Annotated in this window: 13 protein-coding genes; 7 read left to right on the top strand and 6 right to left on the bottom strand. The window is 36.1% G+C overall.

The features are described 5' to 3' along the window. Genes EHQ24_RS02310 through EHQ24_RS02285 form a run of 6 tightly spaced genes read left to right on the top strand, consistent with a single transcriptional unit; the run spans position 1 to position 7,402 of the window. Positions 1–1,881 carry a chemotaxis protein CheA gene (locus EHQ24_RS02310; RefSeq protein WP_135600088.1) on the top strand — a complete coding sequence of 627 codons (1,881 nt, stop codon included), beginning with the start codon at positions 1–3 and terminating at the stop codon, positions 1,879–1,881. Continuing rightward, positions 1,878–2,921, top strand: coding sequence for a protein-glutamate methylesterase/protein-glutamine glutaminase (locus EHQ24_RS02305; RefSeq protein ID WP_135600087.1), 1,044 nt, complete (start codon positions 1,878–1,880; stop codon positions 2,919–2,921). The genes EHQ24_RS02310 and EHQ24_RS02305 overlap by 4 nt, the downstream gene beginning before the upstream one ends. Next, positions 2,918–4,174 (top strand): hybrid sensor histidine kinase/response regulator, encoded by a 1,257-nt coding sequence (locus EHQ24_RS02300; protein WP_135600086.1) that lies wholly within the window; start codon positions 2,918–2,920, stop codon positions 4,172–4,174. Before EHQ24_RS02305 ends, EHQ24_RS02300 begins: the two co-directional genes overlap by 4 nt. Position 4,175: 1 nt before the next feature. Next, complete coding sequence (locus tag EHQ24_RS02295) at positions 4,176–4,535, top strand: response regulator (protein WP_135600085.1); 360 nt, start codon at positions 4,176–4,178, stop codon at positions 4,533–4,535. Between the two features lie 13 nt (positions 4,536–4,548). Then, complete coding sequence (locus tag EHQ24_RS02290) at positions 4,549–4,929, top strand: response regulator (protein WP_135600084.1); 381 nt, start codon at positions 4,549–4,551, stop codon at positions 4,927–4,929. A 52-nt stretch (positions 4,930–4,981) separates the two neighbouring features. Then, the gene (locus EHQ24_RS02285) at positions 4,982–7,402 is read left to right on the top strand and encodes a PAS domain-containing protein (RefSeq protein WP_244310271.1); all 2,421 of its coding nucleotides are present in this window, start codon (positions 4,982–4,984) and stop codon (positions 7,400–7,402) included. Here the strand turns inward: EHQ24_RS02285 and purM are convergent. The 4 genes from purM to EHQ24_RS02265 are packed head-to-tail and all read right to left on the bottom strand — an operon-like array spanning position 7,395 to position 11,657. Beyond that, the gene (gene purM, locus EHQ24_RS02280; protein ID WP_135600082.1) at positions 7,395–8,420 is read right to left on the bottom strand and encodes a phosphoribosylformylglycinamidine cyclo-ligase; all 1,026 of its coding nucleotides are present in this window, start codon (positions 8,418–8,420) and stop codon (positions 7,395–7,397) included. The two genes, EHQ24_RS02285 and purM, sit on opposite strands and share 8 nt — an antisense overlap. Continuing rightward, positions 8,413–9,222 (bottom strand): glutamate racemase, encoded by an 810-nt coding sequence (gene murI / locus EHQ24_RS02275; RefSeq protein WP_135600081.1) that lies wholly within the window; start codon positions 9,220–9,222, stop codon positions 8,413–8,415. Before murI ends, purM begins: the two co-directional genes overlap by 8 nt. Continuing rightward, positions 9,223–10,524: a pyridoxal phosphate-dependent aminotransferase gene (locus tag EHQ24_RS02270; RefSeq protein ID WP_135600080.1), complete on the bottom strand. Its 1,302-nt coding sequence runs from the start codon at positions 10,522–10,524 to the stop codon at positions 9,223–9,225. A gap of 5 nt (positions 10,525–10,529) precedes the next feature. Next, positions 10,530–11,657 (bottom strand): S1C family serine protease, encoded by a 1,128-nt coding sequence (locus EHQ24_RS02265; RefSeq protein ID WP_135600079.1) that lies wholly within the window; start codon positions 11,655–11,657, stop codon positions 10,530–10,532. Between the two features lie 3 nt (positions 11,658–11,660). Between EHQ24_RS02265 and EHQ24_RS02260 the strand changes: the two genes are divergently transcribed. Beyond that, positions 11,661–12,746 (top strand): aminopeptidase, encoded by a 1,086-nt coding sequence (locus tag EHQ24_RS02260; protein ID WP_135600078.1) that lies wholly within the window; start codon positions 11,661–11,663, stop codon positions 12,744–12,746. On the opposite strand, the gene EHQ24_RS02255 is transcribed toward EHQ24_RS02260, so the two are convergent. Continuing rightward, a complete protein-coding gene (locus EHQ24_RS02255; RefSeq protein ID WP_208725687.1) occupies positions 12,743–20,686 on the bottom strand; it encodes a PD40 domain-containing protein in 7,944 nt (2,647 codons plus the stop codon). The genes EHQ24_RS02260 and EHQ24_RS02255 overlap by 4 nt on opposite strands. Next, entirely contained in the window at positions 20,683–21,270 is a 588-nt protein-coding gene (locus EHQ24_RS02250) for a DUF1318 domain-containing protein (RefSeq protein WP_135600077.1), read from the bottom strand. Before EHQ24_RS02250 ends, EHQ24_RS02255 begins: the two co-directional genes overlap by 4 nt. Position 21,271: the final 1 nt, after the last annotated feature.

Below are 21,271 nucleotides of genomic sequence, written 5' to 3'. Positions count from 1 at the left end.
ATGGAAAGAGACGATGTTTTAGAATATCTACTCGAAGCAAGGGAAACACTTGAAAATATTGAAAAGGATTTACTCCGTTTCGAAAAATCAACGTTAGATGGAAGTTTAGTAGATAGAGAGCTTCTTGATACTCTATTTAGACATTTCCATACAGTCAAAGGAAGTTCTGGTTTTTTTGGGCTCACTGCTATTGTTAAGATGGCACATGCTGCAGAAAACCTTTTGGATTATTTGCGAAAAAATCCAGAAGCACAAGACTCAGATACACTCGAATATTTAATTACTGCTTTAGATTATTTAAATGAACTTGTAACCCATGAAGAAACTTCACCAACTGGAGGAGATTTTTTTTCAGAAAGACAAACGGAGTTTCTTAACAAATTAAATCAAAAAAACGAATCCATTCGAATTTCTCTGACTCACGCGCAAGAGGAATCCATAACCAAACCTTCTTCACAAGAGTTTGGACTATTTACTAACGAATCCACAACAGAAATTCCAAAGGAAGAATTTGGACTTTTTACAGATGATCCAAAACCAAAGATTGTGGAGGAATTTGGTTTATTTTCAACAGAAGAAAACCAATCCCCAAATGAAGAGTTTGGTCTCTTCTATAAACCAAAAGACGTCATTCAAAAAGAAACTGTTTCGAAACAAGAAGACAATTCCAAAAATGACAAAAAGGCCATTGTAAAAAAAGATATCCGCATCGATACCGAAAAGTTGGATTCTTTATTAGATATTGTTGGTGAAATTGTCATCACAGAACCTATGGTCACAGACCATCCCGATATCACCAAACTAAAGTTAGAGAATTTTCACAAAACGGCCTTACAATTAAAAAAACTAATTCGCAACCTACAAGACATTACCTTGAGTTTACGAATGGTTCCCATTGCAGGAGTTTTTTCAAGAATGGAAAGACTCGTTCGTGATACTGCTAAAAAAACAGGGAAACAAGTAGAACTCCTCATCTCTGGTGAAGAAACAGAAATTGATAAATCCATTATCGAAGAAATGTACGATCCCCTGGTTCATATCATTCGTAATGCCATTGACCATGGTTTAGAAACTCCAGAAGAAAGAAAAGAAGCAGGAAAACAAACACAAGGTAACATCCAACTCACTGCGACTCAATCAGGAAAGGAAGTTTGGATTGAGGTAAGGGATGATGGAAAAGGACTGAGCCGAGACCGAATCCTTAACAAGGCCATGTCACTTGGACTCACTTCACCTGCTGAGGCAGAAATTTTACAAGACCAAGAAGTTTGGGAATTTTTATTTCATCCCGGTTTCTCTACAGCCAAAGAAGTGACAGACCTTTCCGGTAGAGGAGTTGGTCTCGATGTAGTCAGAAAAAATGTAACCACACTCAAAGGTTTTGTGGATGTATTTTCTGTTTATGGTCAAGGGACAACATTTCTCATCAGAGTTCCATTAACCTTAGCCATCATAGAAGGACTAGTTGTTCGCAAATCGGATACATATTTTATTTTACCTTCTGTCGATGTAAAAGAGTCTTTATATCTTTCGAATGAACCCATCAACGAATTGTATAAAAACAACCATAGTTTTCAATATAGAACCAACCAAATTTCCATCGTGGACATAAATTTACTTTTTGGCAAAGATTCCGATCTCAACGACCAAAGGACTTTAAAAGAAAAGTATGTAATAGTAACCGAATCACATGAAAAACAAATGGGTATTGTTTTTGATGAAATTCTTGGAAGCCAATCCATCGTCATAAAACCAATATCACCCATATTCAAAAATATAAACGGACTTGCCGGTTGTACCATTTTAGGGAATGGACATGCAGGCCTAATTCTAGATGTAAGAAAGTTAATCAACAATCACTTAACTTCGGTTACTATATGAATAAACACACTGTCATAGTTGTCGACGACCAAAGATCCGTTAGAAGTATGATCAAACGTTGGATCGAATCTGATCCAAATTGGGAAGTCATTGGAGAAGCTGCCAATCCATTTGAAGCCAGGGACTTAATAGTAGAAAAACAACCAGAAGTAATGACCTTAGATGTTCATATGCCCGGCATGGATGGAATTGTTTTTTTGAAAAAACTTCTTCCGCAACATCCAATGCCTGTCATTATGTTTAGCTCTTCCACAACAGAAGGAGCATCCATTACACTGGAAGCACTAGAAGCAGGAGCTTTTGATTACGTCACAAAACCAATTGGAACCCCGGAAAGTTTAACCGAAGCCAAAGAAGATTTACTTTCGAAACTGAAGGAAAGTTTAAACTTCAACAAATCAAACATTAACGGTAGTCTAAAAACTCAACTTTCGTTCCCAAACAAAGAAAAACGAAAAACTAATTTCAAACGAAAGTTCATTTTGATTGGATCTTCAACCGGGGGAACAACAGCATTACGGAAGTTACTTGATGATGTCGACGAGACATTCCCTCCAATACTCATTGCCCAACATATGCCTGAAAACTTCACAGCTCTATTTGCTCAAAGATTAAATGCAGAACTAAAAGTCCAAGTGAAAGAAGCTAAAGATAAGGAAATTTTACAACCAGGACATGTTTACATTGCACCAGGAAATTACCATTTAGGAATTCAAAAAATAGGTTCTGAATATTATACTCGAATCACCCAAACAGATAAAAAAAATGGACACAGACCTTCCGTTGATGTATTATTTGAATCCGCTGCCGAAAAGGAAATCGCAGGAAGTAGTATTGGAATTATATTAACTGGAATGGGAAATGACGGGGCCAAAGGTTTATTACAACTAAAAGAACAAGGTTGCCTTACCATCGGACAAAACAGAGAAACTTGTGTAGTTTATGGGATGCCAAAAGTGGCTTATGAATTAGGAGCCGTTACCTACCAAGTCCCACTCGACGAAATCGTAGATAAAATCAAGGAAGTAGGATCCTTATGATTCCGCATAGTTTACTTCTAGAATCTCAACATACAGATTCGCTAGCAAATACTTTAAAAGAAATTGGTTATACCTTTGAAAGAGTTAAATCATTAGATGATGTTACCAAAACACTCGAAGGAGGAAAGTTTCATTTTTTCATTTTCCATATCACCGATGTTGAAAATGGTGAAGCCCAAAAGCAACTAACGGAACTACTAGAAAACTACCCGCAGACACTCATCATCCTTATCACCGATAGCACAAAATGGGATATCACTGCGACTCTTCTGAAACAACATAAAGTTTATGATTTCATTCAAACTCCTATTGATCTTAGCCATTTACAATTTACCCTAGATAGATCTTTTCAATATTTATTAACAAAACAAAAGTCGCAATTGATCAATGAAGCCGAAAACCATCTGTATAAAAGGATGGTAGAAATTTTTGATTGGAAAAAGTCACTCTCACACAAAGAAAACGAAAACATAGCCGCAGACATCATCCACCAAATGAATATTAATTTATTTCAAGGCAGTGGGATCGGAACTTTGATGAGTGTTGTCAGTATTTTAATTTCGAAAAGTAAACTGGACTTAGAGGGAAAAAACTATTCCATTCCGAAACCAGTAATGGATCTACTTTCTGAAAATTACGAAGCTGCGAAAAGTATGTTTGATAGTATGTCGATTTCACAATCAGTGATTGATGATGAAATGGTTGTGAAAAATTTGGATTCACCTACAAAACTACTTTCGATCATCCAAACTGAAACAGAAACATTAAACGAAGCATTAAATATCAAATCCCAAAAAATAAATTTAAGCCAAATTCCAGCCTCAGTCACCGGAAAAAAAATTCATTTTGATGAAGCTAAACTTTCCTATGTAGTCCGAGAAATTTTCTTAAATGCGATCAAATACTCAAGAGAAAAGGATATAATTTATTTAATTTTCTTTCATAAAGAAAATTTTCTCGAACTTAAGGTGATTAACCCTGCTTATCAAAACAATGATGGAACCAATGGGATCCCGGAAAAGTATGAGTCCTTCGTATTTGAACCATTTTTTAGAATTTCATCCGTTGTTGATGATAGTTATGCCAAATTCGAACAATTCCGATTCGGGTTAGGATTACCATTAGTAAAAAAAATTATGGACCAACACCAAGCTAACGTTCAAATCTATAATATTGAAAACAATTTTAGAAATGAAAACACAAAAGATATATGTTTAACAATTCGATTCCCATTGATAGAAGAGGAGAAATAAAATGGCTAGAATACTCACAGTAGATGATGCACCAGCGGTATTAAAAATTTTGAACTTGGTGTTAACAACAGAAGGTCACGAGGTTACATCGGCATCGAACGGAATGGAAGCACTTCAAAAAATTGAAGTTAGTGGATTCGATATAGGAATTTTTGATGTGAACATGCCTGGAATGACCGGAATTGAATTAACGGAAAAAACTCTAAAAACAGAAAATGGTAAATCTATGAAAATTGTTATGTTAACAACAGAGTCTAGTGATGAGATGAAAAACAAAGGTAAAGCAGCCGGTGCCGTTGGTTGGCTTGTAAAACCGTTTGCAAACGAATCCTTAGTCAAATTAATTTCTCAACTAACTTAACTTTAGCGAAAATATGGCATCTATCCTCGTAGTGGACGACTCTCCAACGGTTCTAAACATTGTCCGTTTAGCTCTCAGTAGCCAAGGACATTCCGTACAAGCATGTAACACAGGTGAAAAAGCAATTGAAATTCTAAATTCTGATCCGTCCATTCGGTTGGGAATTTTTGATTTTAATATGCCCGGACTTAGTGGTGTGAACTTAATCAAAGAGTCAAAAAAAATCATCAAAAATAAAGATTTCAAGATCATTGTTTTGTCTGGCGAAAATAAACCAGATATTATTTCTAATGCATTGTTTAATGGAGCAGATGCTTGGATGGTAAAACCATTTAACAATGAGCAGTTGATAAAACAGGTAGCGGAGTTATTCGAAAACGATGTTTCCTTTTGAAGTAAATGTAATTTTCGCCGTCACGGTCATCTCGGTAGTCTTTAATACTTCGATGGCGATTATTATTTATTTTCTTTCAAAACAATCTAGATCAGAAGTTCGCCTTGGTTACACAGCTATTTTTCTTGCAGTCTTGGTTTTCAGAAATTTTGCTCTTTTTATTTTTGGAGACGGGAACGAAATTATATTCTTTTTCTTTTCTGAAAGTTGTTCCATTTTTGGTTCTTACTTATTGATTGCAGCAGTTTTTCCCATTGCAAGCAAAAGGTTCCATCCTTCCCAAATTTACTTTTTATCCGTATTCATTTATGTATTATTTGTTTCGTTTTTGTTAACAGATCTAAGTTTTTTTTGGAAAGCTTTACCTTCTTCTATTTTCAACGCAATTGCGCTGACTCTATTTGGGATCATTGTTTTTAGCCTGGACACATACCCTAAAGTTTTTCGAATCTTCTTTCTAACAGTTTGCCTTATCATCGCATCACAAAGACTCACCTTCCCTTATCTTTTTAGTTTAGAATGGTATAGACCACTGGGCTATATCATTAATACCTTATTTATGTTTTTATTTGGAGTAGGTTGTATTTTATTCAACTTCAATATCCAAACGAATAAGTTAAACTTATCGCTAGGAGAATTAGAGTTATTACAAAAAACCATCAAAGATGTAAACGTACGACTCCTCATCATGTACAACCAACTGCCTGCTATTATTTATAATATTGAATTTTTACCGGAACCTCGAACTTCTTACATCAGCCCAAAAATTGAAGAAATTACCGGTTATGGCCTAAATTACTTTTATGATAATTCAAACTTTTTTAAAGATATCGTCATTCCTGAAGACCAACATAAAATTTCTGAACTTTATGCAGGGAACTCGCCTATCATCTTAAGAATGATCCATGCCAATGGTTCTCTCATTTGGACGGAACACTATGCAAATGTTTCTTTTGATATTTTAGGGATTGAAAAACGAATTGATGTGGTTGCACTAGATATCACAAAATCTAAAAAAACGGAAATATCGTTACTCCAAGAGAAAAACTTAAACACAACTGTTTTCGATAATGCTGCCAATTTAATTTTGTTAACCGATGCCAAAGGACTTATCGAAAGTATCAATTCAGCTACAGAAACAATTTTAGGTCTTCGAAAAAACGAAGCGGTCGGGAATTACATTCAAGATGTGATTTTACTCCCGGAAGATCGTGATTACTTAAAAGCAGTTTTAGACGATATAAATGAATTTCAGAAAATTGCAGAAAGTTTGATCTTACGCTGTGTAACGACTTCCAATCGTATTTTGTATTTAGAATGGAGACTTGGGATCATTCGCGATAGTCGCAATGAACCATCAAAAATCATTTGGATTGGAATTGACCAAACTTCAAAACGGTCAGCAGAAATTGAACTAAAAGAACTTAACAAATCTTTGGAAGAAAAAGTTAAGGCAAGAACCCAAGAACTCCAAGCCAGTAACTTTGAACTCAATTCTGCCCTATTTGCTTTAAGGGAGGCACAACAAAAGTTAATTCAAAATGAAAAGATGGTTTCTCTTGGCCAACTAGTCTCTGGACTCGCACATGAAATCAACAATCCGATTGGAATGATCAAATCATCTGTGGAAACATTGATATCGGAATGGGAAGAAGAAAAAATTCACGATTCCAGCATTCGTATCAATGAACTCATTCAATTTATCCTAGATACCGACCCCGGGGGGCTCCGAATTTTAACAGGTTTATCGAATCGTCAGGCACGTAAATCAATGGTTGAAAATTTTAAACTTCATTCTGTGCATTTAGAAGAAGAACTGGCAGAACTATTTGTTGATTCTGGAATCCGAAATCTTTCCAACGCAGTCATAACAAAAATTAAAACCGTCATTCGTAACCAAGAAGATTTTCAAATTTTACGAAGACTGTTACTTGTAAAACAATCTTCAGAACATATTTTATATTCCGTAAAAAGACTTTCTAAAATTACTTATACCTTAAAAAACTTTGCAGGACTTCAATCAAATCTTGAACTCAGCGATTATTCATTAACAGATACCATCCATTCCGCAATCTCCTTATATAAGGAACATTTTTTACGCGATATCAACCTAATACTCAACCTAGAGTATAATGGCAATGTTAGGTGCATCCAGGGAGATTTAGTTCAACTCTGGAGCCAAATCATTTGGAACTCCATCCAAGCAGTAGCAGTCAAAGGTACATTACAAATTCGAAGTTTTAAACGATCAGACGTAATTTATGTAGAAATTGAAGACTCAGGGATAGGGATTCCACAAGAAAACCATTCAAAAATATTCATGCCATTTTTCTCAACTAAAACGACGGGAGATGGACTGGGACTTGGGTTGTATCTTGTGAAAGAAATTGCAAACAGGCACAATGCCAATATTGATTTTGAATCAACCCAAGGAAGGACTATCTTTAAGGTTAGTTTTCCAGTGACTATTTAATCGAAATTTTACCTGTATCGTCGGTTTTACCGATCACATAAGCCGACTCACCTAAATTTTGTAATTCGGTAATGACTGAGTCCACAATGTTTGTATCAACTACCAAAATATAACCGATCCCCATATTAAAAGTTCCATACATATCATGACGATCCAAACTATAGTCTTTTTCTAATTTGGAAAAAACATAACTTTCTGGAATGAAATTGATTTCAGCACCAATCCCTGTAGGCAATACCCTGGGAATGTTTTCGTAAAAACCACCACCAGTAATATGTACCATCCCTTTGATTGAAAACTTTTCGATTAAAGACAGAATCGTTTTTACATAAATTTTTGTGGGTTTAAAAACATGATCATTCAAAAATTCTAATTCAGAAGTGGAAGAAGGCAATTTACCGTCTTTTAATAAAAGTTTGCGAATTAGCGAAAAACCATTGCTATGTGGGCCAGAAGAACCAAGCCCAATGATTGTATCACCAGGTTTAATGGATTTTCCATCTATCATCTTCTGTTTTTCAACTACACCAACTACAAAACCAGCCAAATCGTATTCGTCGTCAGGCATCACACCTGGGTGTTCCGCCGTTTCACCACCCACAAGAGAACAATCAGCCAAAAGACATCCTTTTACAATTCCCGAAACAATGGCTTCCATTCTTGGTAAATAAAGTTTACCACAGGCAATGTAATCTTGAAAAAATAAAGGTTTTCCTCCATTCACAAGAATGTCATTCACACACATCGCTACGAGATCAATCCCAACAGTATCATGAACATCTAACAATCGAGCTACTTGAAGTTTGGTTCCCACACCATCAGTCCCGGACAAAAGGATGGGTTCATTATATGATTTCAAAAAACTAACATCGTAACAGGCAGCAAAACCACCGAGACCACCCAAAACATTTTTATTATGAGTTGAGGCCACATTTGTTTTGATTCTTTTTACAAACTCCTGTCCTTTTTCGGTATCAACACCTGCGTCTTTGTATGTAACTTTGTTTGGATCAGACATGAAGTTTTCCTGTAGTAGTATTGATAAGGGAAAGAGTATGATTTGGAGTGATTGTTTTTGCAATCCTTCCCGCAAGATGTACATAATCAGAATCCGAAGTATTCAGAAGGATATCTAATTGGTTTTTATTCTCTTGGAAATCTGGTAAATTTAGAACTTTTTTCATATGAAGAGTGGTCCCCAAATTTCCATCATATACTTTTACTTTTGGGTAATTGTATAAAATACGTTCTTTTAAAAAGATATAATGAGTACAACCTAACACAAAAATATCACAATCTTTAACGACTGATTTAATTTTAGAATCAAAGAGATTCCATGCATCTTCCCAAAGGTCTTTATCGATTAGTTTAGCTAACCCTTCGCAAGGGACGGGAAGTATTTCTGTTCCTAAGGGAAATCCTGAAACCAAAGTTTTAAATTTGTCTTCTTTTAAAGTTAAGTCGGTTGCAAATACAGCAATTTTAACACCAGGGTTTTGACTCACAGCAGGTTTTAAAGCAGGTTCCATTCCAAAAATAGGAATGGAATGTTTTGTCCGAAGGAAATCTGCCGCTGCCGAAGTGGCAGTGTTACATGCAAACAACACTGCTTCACAATCCTTTTCAATCAAATACTCAAAGGCATTTTTCGAAAGTTCCAATACTTCTGCTTTAGATTTTTGACCGTAGGGGGAATTAATCAAATCACCAAAATAGATATAATCAATATTGGATGTTTCTTTCCACAAAGTGCGGAGTACCGAAAGTCCTCCGAGACCTGAATCAAAAATTCCAATTTTATATCTACCGTGAGAGTTCATTTAAGAGGCTAGATACTTCCTGATGTTTTCCGCAAGTGTTGTATAAATCCATTCAAACTTTGTTTCATCTTCCTCAAGTAAAGTGACACGAAAGCCATTTCGATTACAACAAAAGGAACTAAGAGGAACCACGCAGATACCTGCAGAAGCTAATAAGTGTAATACGAATCTTCGATCAAGTGCCGCTTTATCCATTAGCGGTGCTACAAAATCACCAACCTTAGTATTTGCTATAGGAAGGGTCATATGTGGTTTTAAAGCCCCATCCTCAAAAAGAACTGTTAAATAAAAAGCTCCCTTTGGTTGGATGACTTTCACTCCAGGGATTCCAGTCAGGATAGAAGTAGCTTTTTCTGCTCTTTTTTTGAATTTCTGATTTCTAAACTTTAAGTGTTTTAAAAATTCTGGATGGGAATAAACCAGTGGGATCGAAAGTTGTGGAAGAGTTGTAGAACAAACTTCCAACATTTTTGCATCTAACAATGACTTAATGTATCTTTCAAAAGTTGGATCGTTTTTACGATTGAACACTTCAAGCCAACCACAACGAGCTCCAGGCCAAGGGTATTCTTTCGAAATCGATCTAAGTGCAAATCCACAAACTTTATCTCCAATGACTTCAGATAAATGGATACTTCCCCATTCTGAATAATTGACATGGGCATAAGTTTCATCACAAATTAAAATGATGTCATACTTCTCACAAATTTTAACGATCTCTCGCATGACTTCTTTGGGATAAACAGCTCCCGTTGGATTGTCAGGATTGATTAGAAGAATCCCTGCGATAGAATCGTTATACTTTACTTTGTTTTCGATGTCTTCTAAGTCGGGCATCCAGTCGTTGTCTGGATTTAATTCGTAAGTTAGATGTTCATATCCAGAATGTGCCGCTTCAGCAGAAGATAACGTAGAATAGGCGGGAGATGGTCCAAGGATCCTTGCTTCCCTTCTCATAAATCCAAAAATTTTTGCCACGGCATCACCGAGGCCATTAAAAAACAGAATGTCCTCAGATGTGATTTGTGCCCCGCCCCTTTCATTGACTTTGGAAGCCAAAAATTTACGAGTCTCCTCATCCCCTTGCGTTGCAGTATAGGCCCAAGATTTGTTTTGGGCGACAAGTCCACTGACGATGTCTTTCATCCAATCAGGAATGGATTCCCCTTTTTGGATGGGATCTCCAATATTTTCCCAGGTAATGTTAACCCCCATCACCTCAATTTGTTTGGCTAGGGCCACTATCTGGCGGATTTCATAAATGAGTGCGTCAGCACCCGAGTGGACTATATTTCTTCTCATAAAATTTACTGGCCTTTTTTATAGGCGGCTTCGACCAAAGGGATCGATAATTCCATCTCTTGGGTATCCCGTAATATCTTCAACCGTAAGACGCCTCCGAGACCAACAAGTCCCACTTGTTCCCGTAAATCATTGATATGGCGAATCTGGAGGCCGTTTGCCCCCTCAATAAAGTCATACCGACGAAGTCCCCCTTTTTCCGCCGAGGAATTGGGTTCGATGTCATAGACCAAAACTCCGATGGTTTCCCCAGGAATCCCCAAAGAACGCCTATGGTCGGGAAGTGGAGCTGTCGCCATCACCCCAAGAGTGGCTGGGCGGATGTTCTGGCCCACGTTTTGTTCGATTTGGCGGAGTACGCGTTTGGCATAACTGATGGGAATGGCAAATCCGATCCCGGCACTCGCACCAGAAGAAGAACGAATCATCCGATTGATCCCCACCACTTCCCCGTAAATATTGAGGAGAGGACCACCACTTGAACCTGGATTGATGGCTGTATCGGTTTGGATATGTGTTTGTCCGGTTTCATCCAAATCTTCGCGGGATTTGGCTGAAACAACACCGACAGTAAATGTTTTTTCCAAACCATAAGGAGACCCAACAGCAATGGCCCAGTCGCCAACCTCGATTTCATCGGAATTTCCAAGGAATGCGGGAGTAAAACGGTCGTTACTTGGAATTTTAAGAAGGGCAATATCAGCACGTTCATGGCTTCCCACATAACGCGCCGGGAAAATTCGACCATCAGACATGATGATCTCTATGATTTCTGCATTTTTAATGACATGGTAGTTCGTGACAACAAAACCTCTTTCATCAATGATAAATCCACTACCAATTGAGGAAATCCGGTCTTCCCTACTTTCACCGAACGCGTAGGGATGAAAAATCATCTCTGTTTTTTTCGTGCGGATAGAAACTACAAATTGTTGGGCTTCTCGGTATACGTTACGAAAACTTGTTTGGATTTGGATGGCTTGGGTTTGTTTGCTTGCAGAAATCGGTTTTGGAGAAGCAAACAGTTTTGTCACTGCCGATCGAATCTCAGGAAAAAAGATGGCAAACAAAAGTACAAAAACTAATGCAAAGTTAATGTAGACGACTGGCGGAATCGAAGTTTTTCTTTCCATAGAATGCCAAAACCACTTCCACTTTTGTCGATTCCCCATCCTTGTCGAATCAAAAAGATTCCAAGAATATTCGCAGTTTTACTCTTCCCTATTTTTCTTTCCGGTTGTTTACCGTATTTATTTCATCTAGGAAAGGAACAATCTTCCATAATCTTGGGTCGCGAAAAAATCGAAGATATTCTGAATCTTCAAGGTTTGGATTTAAAAACAAAACAAAAATTAAATTTGATCCGTGAAGCGAGGATTTTTGCCATCGGGGAACTTGCATTAAATGCAAAGGGAGGATTTGAATACTATACAAAATTAGATCGGGAAGAAATCGGTTGGAATGTCAGTGCTTCCGAGGCCTTAGAACTAAAGTCTTATACTTGGTGGTTTCCCATTGCCGGCACCGTTCCCTACAAAGGTTTTTTTGATCACCAAATGGCTCTAAACCTCGAAAAGGAATTACAATCGGAGGGATATGACACTCGTGTCCGCGCCATTGGAGGATACTCGACACTTGGTTGGTTTTCTGATCCTGTTTTGTCTCCGCAATTGAATTGGCCAGACCATAGACTTGTTGGTCTTGTATTTCATGAAATGGCACATGCCACAGTTTATTTACCTGGTGATTCTACGCTGAATGAATCTTATGCAAGTTATGTGGAAGAAAAAGGTGTAGAAATTTATTACACAAAAAAAGAAGGAGAATCCAGTCCCCACTTACAAAAGTTTAAAAAAGAAAAAAATCGGAGAGAAGTAACCTTAAACCTTTTGAAAAAGTATGCGGAAGAATTAAAACACTTATACGCTTCTAACTTGGATATAAAAAACAAACAGATCCAAAAACAAAACATCATCAAAAATTTCAAAGAAGAAGTGATCCAAAAAAAACTTGTACCAGAAGAAAAATCCAAAGAATTTTTATCCAGAGAATGGAATAACGAAGACTTTCTTGGAGCCATTCGTTACCATTCTGGAGAATTTAGTTTTGAATCTTTATTTATCCAATCGGGAAATAACTTTCCCGAATTTCATAAACTGGTAAAAAACCTCTTTGATCTACCGCCAGAATCGAGAGAACAGTTCTTAAACAAAAAACCTTAGTCCTCAATCAAGGCTGAGGTATAAAGTTTATAACCAATCCAAAAGCGGTCATCAATTGCCGAGTTTCTAGCCGCTTCTTTTCCTTCCACCAAACGAACATGTAATGGTTTTGGCAAATCACTAGCTAACAAAAACTGTTTCAAAAAGAACAAATTGTGAACACCCGGTTGGATTCCCGAATGTAAAACAAAAAGTCCAGAATTTTCCCGGCCCAGGTAATATGCCACTCCACTAAAATCATTTGTATACTGCGCCGATGTTCCTATTTTTTGGTTTGCATATAAAGTAGTCAAAGTATCGACCTTTGCAGATCCATCCAATAAAGGTCTATCTCCGATACACAGACAATCGTTTTGGCACCAGCCAATTTCCGCATAATTAACGCTATATGGAGAGAAGCCCTCTTTTTTTCCGGTGGTTTCCCAAACAAGAAGTCCGGCATTAATTTCATTCTCTAAAGAAGACTTCCAACCAACCACGGAAACATCTGGTTTTTTGGGAGCAATTGAACTAAACTTGATCGATGGGTTGGAGAGAAAATCTGATACAGACGAGACCCCATAATATTCCGTGTCTGGTAAAACCATAGGAACAACAGAATGGATTCCAGCACTATAGATATAGTGACGATTCGATTTGTTCAATCGCAAACTAGTTCTGTATTTGTCGGCAAGTGATTCTCTTAAAATCACTTCTTGGTTACCCGATTCAGCCGATCGGAAATAACGAACGGATTCTCTATAAATCGATTTGTTATCTGCAAACATCTCCCGACCGAGAGATTTTCCAGAAGCAAAACTTAAAAGGTATGTTTTTTTACCCAGATCAAATAGACCATGGAACTCTTGTTTACCGACCATCTTCTTTTTTAATCTTTCTGAATAAACTTCGAAGTTCGGGAGGTGTTTAACATACATTTCAGTATTAGAAAAACGTTCAGAGGTAAAACGAAAGATTTCCCGAGCCACAGCTAAATCAAAAAAACTTTCAGAACTGTTTTTTTCCAAACTTTGTTGCAAAAGGAAATGGAATAAAAATTCATATTCCTCTTTTAGTTCAGGGCTTAAATACTCCCCTCGATTTTTTTTGTTAAACTCATTTAATAGAGAAATATATTCTTCTGGTTTTTTGGATTTCGCCATTTGAAACAATTTCAAAAAAGGATTCGAATGTGAAGAATTAGAGGTTTGGTTTTTAAGAAACTCCTGTTTCCACTTAAAATCGTCCCATCTTTCTTGCCAAAATCGATTTCCCCCGCCTAAGTTCTTATCCATCGTTTGGATTTTAGAAACCAAAGAGTCTGCCATCTCTGATTCGCCACGAAGCAACAAAGCCTTAGCTAACTCCAAACGGAAAAATAAAGCCCTATAATTTCTGCCTTCTTTTAGTTCTTCTGTTACCAAAAGTTCAATCAAAGAATTTACTTCCTGATTTTTTTGGAATGGAATCGAAGTCAAAAGTAAATGATATAACAAAGTTTTATTCAGATGGGAAAGTTTAGTAATGACTGACTCGCCGCTGGTTAAATATTCAGGTGTTAACGACATTGGCTCAAAATAACCTGTTTGGATTTGTTCTTTCCATGCCGCATACAATCGTAACCGGTAAGAGTCGTAAATGGAATCTGCGTATCCAAACTTTGTAAAATCCCGAGACAGAACTTTTTCATCAAAGTTTTTCCAATCTTTTTTAAATCCGTAGTTATAAGCAGAGGTGGATGTTAGAGGTGTTAAATAAATATCTTTATCACCTAACAAAAATCCTTTGTGAAAATACAATTCCAAAAATCGATTTTTTACAACTGTTTTCTCTTTCGGTGTTTTAGCAAGTTTGGCGAGTTTATTCGTTTCCGATTCTGCTTCGTAAAACATATAATTTTGGATGTATAAAGTTCCCAAACGATAGGCTTGCAAAAAAGGATCTTCTTTAGTTTCTGTTTTAGATCTAAGTTCATTTTTAGCGTTTAAGTTGCCAACTTTTCCGCTCCGGAGTTGGAGGTAAAACTCCAAGGCACCCAAATAGGAATCTTTCTCCTCTCCGATAAAATCGGAAGAGTTGTATTTACATTCTTCCTTATCCTTCGAGGACAAACAAGAAACAAGGTATTCATAACGAACTTGGTTTTGAAAATTCGAATTGGCATATTTTGTCCAAAGCGGCTGAAAAATAGACCTTCTTGGAACATTTGGAAAAATTTCTGTCTTTAATTTTGCCAACTTTAATTCCAAACTAGGCAAGTAAGAATCATCATCCTCTAAAAGAGTAGACGCTGTATAATAACTCTCGTAAGCATCTACAAAATCTTTGGACTTTTCTTTAAGAAAACCAGACTCAATCAATTCATTAGCTTTTTTACCAAGCCCATCTTTAGAAATAGAATATTCTTTCCAATTTCCAATCAGCAAACGATCTTTATCTTTTGCAAACTGACTTAGTTTTAACGAAGCGTTATCTACATTCGCATTTAATGGATAGGAAACTATATTTTGAATTCGCTTAGAACGCAAAACTTCATATACTTTGCCTAAAAGATTCCATTGTTTGCTGGTATTAAAATTAGATTCATTTAAACCAATGACAGAAATTTCGGATCCATTCCCTTGAAAAATTTCACGGAGTGGTAAAATCTGAGACTTCTCATCACCAAATAAACTTGTTTGTTTGTCGATCGAACGATTTGTTACCAAATAGTCTGTATCATAGAGATAGATACCCAAGTTACCCGTTGGTAAGTGACGAAGATTGGAACTTTTTTCCTTTTTATCTAAATCACCATATACAGTCACCCATTTAAGTCTGCGTTCATTTCGTTCAGAAAATAATCCACTGTGAGTTCTATCAAAAATAAGTGTAGGGAATATATCTGAGTTCCTGTAACCACCAATTACAGACTTCACCAAATTTCCATTAGCTCTTGTTCCAAGAATTTGTAAGGTCGGAGTTTGATCAGTCAATTTTGGTAAACATAAATGGATCTCGGTGGTTGGTTCACAGATTTCTTTTTTTAGTTTCCCTTGAGAGATATATAAAAAATAAAATGATTGGTTTGTTGGGTATAAACCAATCCAACCATTTGAAAATTGTTCCAGAGCCTGTCGTTTCGGTTCTAAAAACGCAGACCTTTCGGGGGAAACTTCTTTTAGTTTATTCAAAATCCCATCTAAATTCTGGATTTCATTTGTTTGTTGTTTCAGTATACTCGTGACCGATTCACGTTTTAAAGTTTTATCCGTGATGGAAAAAGTAAGTTTACGGTAAGCTTTCACCCATTTCACTAAATCTTGGTAATATAGATTCAACTTAGAATCTTCAAATTCAAATTGTGCGGAAACCAAATCCCGAAACAATTCAAGACTTCTAAAGTTCTCCCAATGATTTACAAGTCCTTTTAGTTCAAGAGAATTTAATTCTGCTTCCGAATAAGATTCTAAAAAATTAATCAAACGATGTTTGGGAGAAAAAAGTCGTACTGATAAGTTATTCTGGTAGGTTTGGATCGCTTCCTTTCCATAACTCAGATAATTTGAATTATTTTGGGACAATGACCGAGATTTTTCCCATTTGAATCTTTGTGCATTTGCCCAAAACATTTCTTCATCCAGGCGAAACTCATAGGCAAGTTCGGAGGTTTCCTTCCATTTTTTTTCAGCCATTGGGAAGTCACCTAACTTCATATAAACGGAATATAAGTTCAAACCCATACGCACTCGCATTTGCCTTGATATGGGATCCGTTGACAACCCAACAGCGCGTGGATCAACAAGACCTGGGTTTTCTAACAATTCGACAACCTTTGCTAGTGTTTGTTGGAAATCTTTTCCTTGTTCTTCCAAAAGTAGAGAAGAATAGTAGAGACTGGTTCCGTAAACAATGTCAAATTTTGGATTATTTACTCTAAATTCATTTTCACAAATTTCTTTTTTTTCAAGACAATTTGATAGGTTCCTATCTTTCCATAGATTTAGGTTTTTTAAAAATTGATTTAATAAGTTCTCTTTTGTATCCAAATTAAATTCTGCAGATTCCTGTAAGGAGAAAACAGAATGTGCATAGTTCTGAAACAATTTCTCAAAACCTTTATTTGAAGGATTTTCAAAAAGAAGTTCCGCCAATTCATTGTAATGTTGAACAGCTTCCAATTGCAACTGACTTCTTTGGTAAATCTGTGCTTCCACTTGCCTTGACTTAGCCAAAATATTTTTTCCGATAATCGTATTATCTAGATCTTTAGAGGCAATGAGTTCGTTTCTTGTTTTGATCTCAGATAAAGCGGCAGAATACTCTTCCTGTTCAATATGATTCTCAATTCGTATACCAAGCGTTAGAAGGTATTTGAAATCGTTAGGAAACTCCCCAGGAAACCTACCATCACCAATCACCCGCAAATCATGTCCAAAAACTACATCCCAGAAAGTCCATTTACGAAATCTTTGTAACAAGGATGGTCGATTGGAATTATATTCCTGTTCTGCAAGATTCAACATCTGATAGGAATCGCGGAAACGCCCACTTTTCTGAAAGGCGATGGCCAGATAATTTGCTAAATTAACGGGACTAATAAACTTTACATCTTTGTTGTAAGCAATTCCTGTTTGGAAGGAAGCAATGGCTTCTTCAAAATTTCCAAATTCCAATTCAGAGAGCCCTTTTAAGGAAAATAACAACGCCAACTTAGATCGTATTGCATTCAACTGTCCCAAAGTCATTGAATTTGGTTCCGATGCATAAGAATTTACTGACTGATAGTATTCATTTTTAAAATAGATATCAATTGATTTCGCAAATTGTTCGGATGCCTTTTTATACTGACCTTGATAAATTAGAGATTTTCCATAATTGAAACGATAGATTGCTTCTTGTTTATAACCTTCGAATTGGTTTTTTACGGAAAGATACAAAGATACATCTTCTACCTTACGATAACTTTCATTTGCTTTAGGAAAATTACTGAGCAAAAAATAGTTATTACCTAAATTAAGATTTAAATCAGATACAACTTTCCGATCTCCATAATCCTCTCCCAAAAACACAAGGATTTGGTTATATAGTTCAATGTTTGCTTCTAAATTTTTATCCGGAAAATATTTTTTATAAAGTGTTTCATAAACCTCTGAGTCAATTTCTCCTGACTTAGGGTTCTTTTGCATTTTGATCAAATCAACATACTGATACAACCAGCCAAGTAATTGATAAGCGTCGTAATGTGTGGGATCAGCATAAATGATCCATCGAAGTTCCAACTCAGCCCTTTTGAAATTTTCTAAAATTTCAGCCTTACGAACATCTGTCATCGTTCCAGTCGCATAATAATAAGATTCGAATGTTACATATTTATTGATTAAATAATATGAATATCCATATAGTGTGGCAAGATCCAAATATGGTCGTGCGCGAGGAACTGCCTGCTTATAATACAACTCTGTCCAACTCAGAGCTTTTTCTGATAATACTTCAATTTTTTCGAAGTCTTTTATATCAACAACACCACGAAGGAGTTCATTGTCGGTGACGAGAGAAGTAAGACCAGATAAATTCCCAACGACATTCAACTTATCTTTACTCAAAATATTGAGTTGGTTTAATAAGGCCCTTTCTTCTTCTTCTCTAATTTTTTTTCCGTAAAGAAAGATTGTATCAACCATCTTCCGTTGGTAATAGATTGCATATTCTTTGTACAAAGAATCCAAATATAAATTTCTAGTTTTTACTAAAAACATATTCTGATTATTGAAAAAATAATGAAAGGAAGACTGAAGTAAATCACCTATCCTCTCAAACTCTACAGCTTTATTTTCAAAATAAAAAAAGGCACTTTGGATGTCTTCGGCCCCTAAATCCACACCTAATATAGGATCATAAAATTCTAAGTATATTTTTAAGTTACGTAGAGCATCCGAAGTATTACCCGTTGCTTTTTGGTTATAGTATTTGAGTAAATTGGCTCGCAACAAAATAGGACTCTTATACGCAGCAATATAAGCTGGTATTTCAAAAACAGATTGTTTCCCCGGTGGTTCCAAATCAATTTGAATTGGGATGGGAATGATCGAATCCAAAACTTCATTCGACTCGTTAAACTTACGAACATCAGACAATGCTTTTGCTTTTAAATACTTTAAAGTGATTACATATTGTGGGATTTGGTTCACTTCCGGATCAAGTAACAATGAATTCACATAAGAGGTTAATGATTCACTATTTCTATTTTCTGAAATTTTTTGGACTACATCTTCTAAAAGATAACGAAGATCTCTTTTTTGATCATTCGAGAAAGGAACCGAAGGACTAGACAAATAACGAGTTTTTTCCTTCTCCCATCCTAAAATCATTTCTTGGTACAACTTTGACAATACCATGGAATTTGGCTTAAACTCATACCCACCTAATCGTCGCTTGATTTCATCAATTTGATGATAATCTGGAAATTTATCATAAACGAACTTCAAAGACTCAAAAGCAGGAGTTATTTTTTTTTCAGCTTCCAATTCATCTGCATACAAATGATACAACATGGCCTCTGCATCCTTTGTCCACTCGAGAGAAGGATGGGCATGTATTTCCGAAAGAAAATCAAACTTTTTTCCTGTTTGCTTTGCTTCTTGCCATTTAACTAAAGTTAATGCAAATAAATTTTTCTCTACCCCAACCTTATGACGGTAAGTTTCCAAAAACAACCTTGCCTCTTCACGTTTTCCCACTCTAATGAGAGATAGGTATTTTAATATAGCCACTCTTGCTGAATAAACAGGGAACAACGGATCATCCGAATAAAATAACTCTACCGAATCTAAAGCTAAAAAATATGATTCTAAACTTTGCCCACTGGAAAATGTTTTAGCATATTGGTATTGTTCCCGAATTTTTGTTTGTTTGGGAATGGCACCGTTTTCAGGGATAAAATAGATATTGATAGCGTTAAAATAAGAAGCAGAAAAAAGAATAGAACCTCCATTAAAATTGGAATAACGGACATCGAAGTTGGAAGTTTCTCCAGAAGATAAAATTCGCTCTTCACCTGTTGTTAAGTTCATCATCACAAGGATACTATGATCTCGTTCATCTAATTTCCCGTTTTTATTAGTATCCTTCCGAATCGAAGCATAATATAAATTTTTTGATTTGGAATCCACGGTAGGAGAAAAATCTAAATAATCGTTTTTTGTAATCCTTTGGATCTCGGAAGTTTTTAAGTTAATATGATAAACTTCACCTTTAGGATCTTCAAAATAAGAGATAAAATAAATAAAGTTTCCATCAGAAGAAACATAAGGTGAAGTAGCACCTTTTGAAGTGACTGCAGTGATTTGGTTGGGATTCTCCAATTTCATCTCACAAAGATTGGGTAAACCAGGAGTGAATCGATCTGATATAAAATAGATTGTATTCCCATCGGGAGACCACACTGGATCCGTATCAATGATCCCTTTTGTGTATTCTCCTTTTTTGTCTGGTTTGTTTGTTAGGTTGATAAAACTATCATCAATATAACGATTCCCTTTCAATAATTCGCGAGTCCACTCCTCTGTGTCCATCGGCAAAAGAATCAAATCTCCCTCAGAATCGAATTCTTCTGAAACAAAAACCAAATACTTTCCGTTAGGTGAAATCGAAGGTTTTGTTTCAGAAAATGGGTGATTGGTTACGGGAACCACAACAGAACTTTGTAAATCGCGAAACCAAATATCGAAATTACCTTTTTGATCGGTAGCATAAAATAAATATCTGCCATCTTTCGTAGTTGAACTGTATAAATTATTCCCTCGTTGCACCGTTAAAGGGAATGGTTTTGATTGTGTAGGAGAAAAATAATTTTTTGAAATGGCCGAATAGTCAAAGTCGACATTCGTCATCTTAACATTTTTTTGAAACAATACACAACTAGAGAAAAAAAAGGAGCAACATAAAACCAGTAAAAATGGAAACCGTATCATAGGTTTCATTGGAACTTCTCCCATCTTCCGGTATTTGTTTCAAAATACTCTCCAGCAGAAACGGATTTATAGTATTCATCAACTAAGGATTGTTTGTATTTTACAAGCTCCTCTTCTTTTTTACCTTTTTTCTTCTGGTTGGAAACTTCCTTTTCCCAAATAATTTTTCTCGATTCATTTAAAAAAACAATTACATCCTCCACACGTTTCCGTTTTGCAGGAAGATCATATTGATTATAAGTGGGTAATCCCGATGCAAGTGGATTCAGTTTAACAAACCCGAGAGGTGTTTCTCCTACCATTCCGTGCATTTTGTACTTTTTTAACTCAGGCATCAAATAGTTCAATCGGATCCTATGGGCTCTAATTTCTGGATCTGAGTCTTCTGAACCCAATCTTTCTTGATTGGATTTCCCATTGGAAGAAGACTGAATCGAGGCTATCATCCAGCCTTCTTTCTCAAGTTCCCGATCTTCTCCGACCATTTGTTTTTCTGCAGCTGTTTGTGCGTTGGTAATGGTAATTGGCGGAACTTTTATATTCCAAATAGACTTACATCCTAAAAATAGAAAAATGAAAATCAATCGTTTCATA

The organism is Leptospira noumeaensis (genome assembly GCF_004770765.1).
Taxonomy (GTDB): Bacteria; Spirochaetota; Leptospiria; order Leptospirales; family Leptospiraceae; genus Leptospira_A; species Leptospira_A noumeaensis.
The sequence above is the reverse complement of the archived record's forward strand: the minus strand, read 5'-3'. Positions and strand labels throughout refer to the sequence as shown.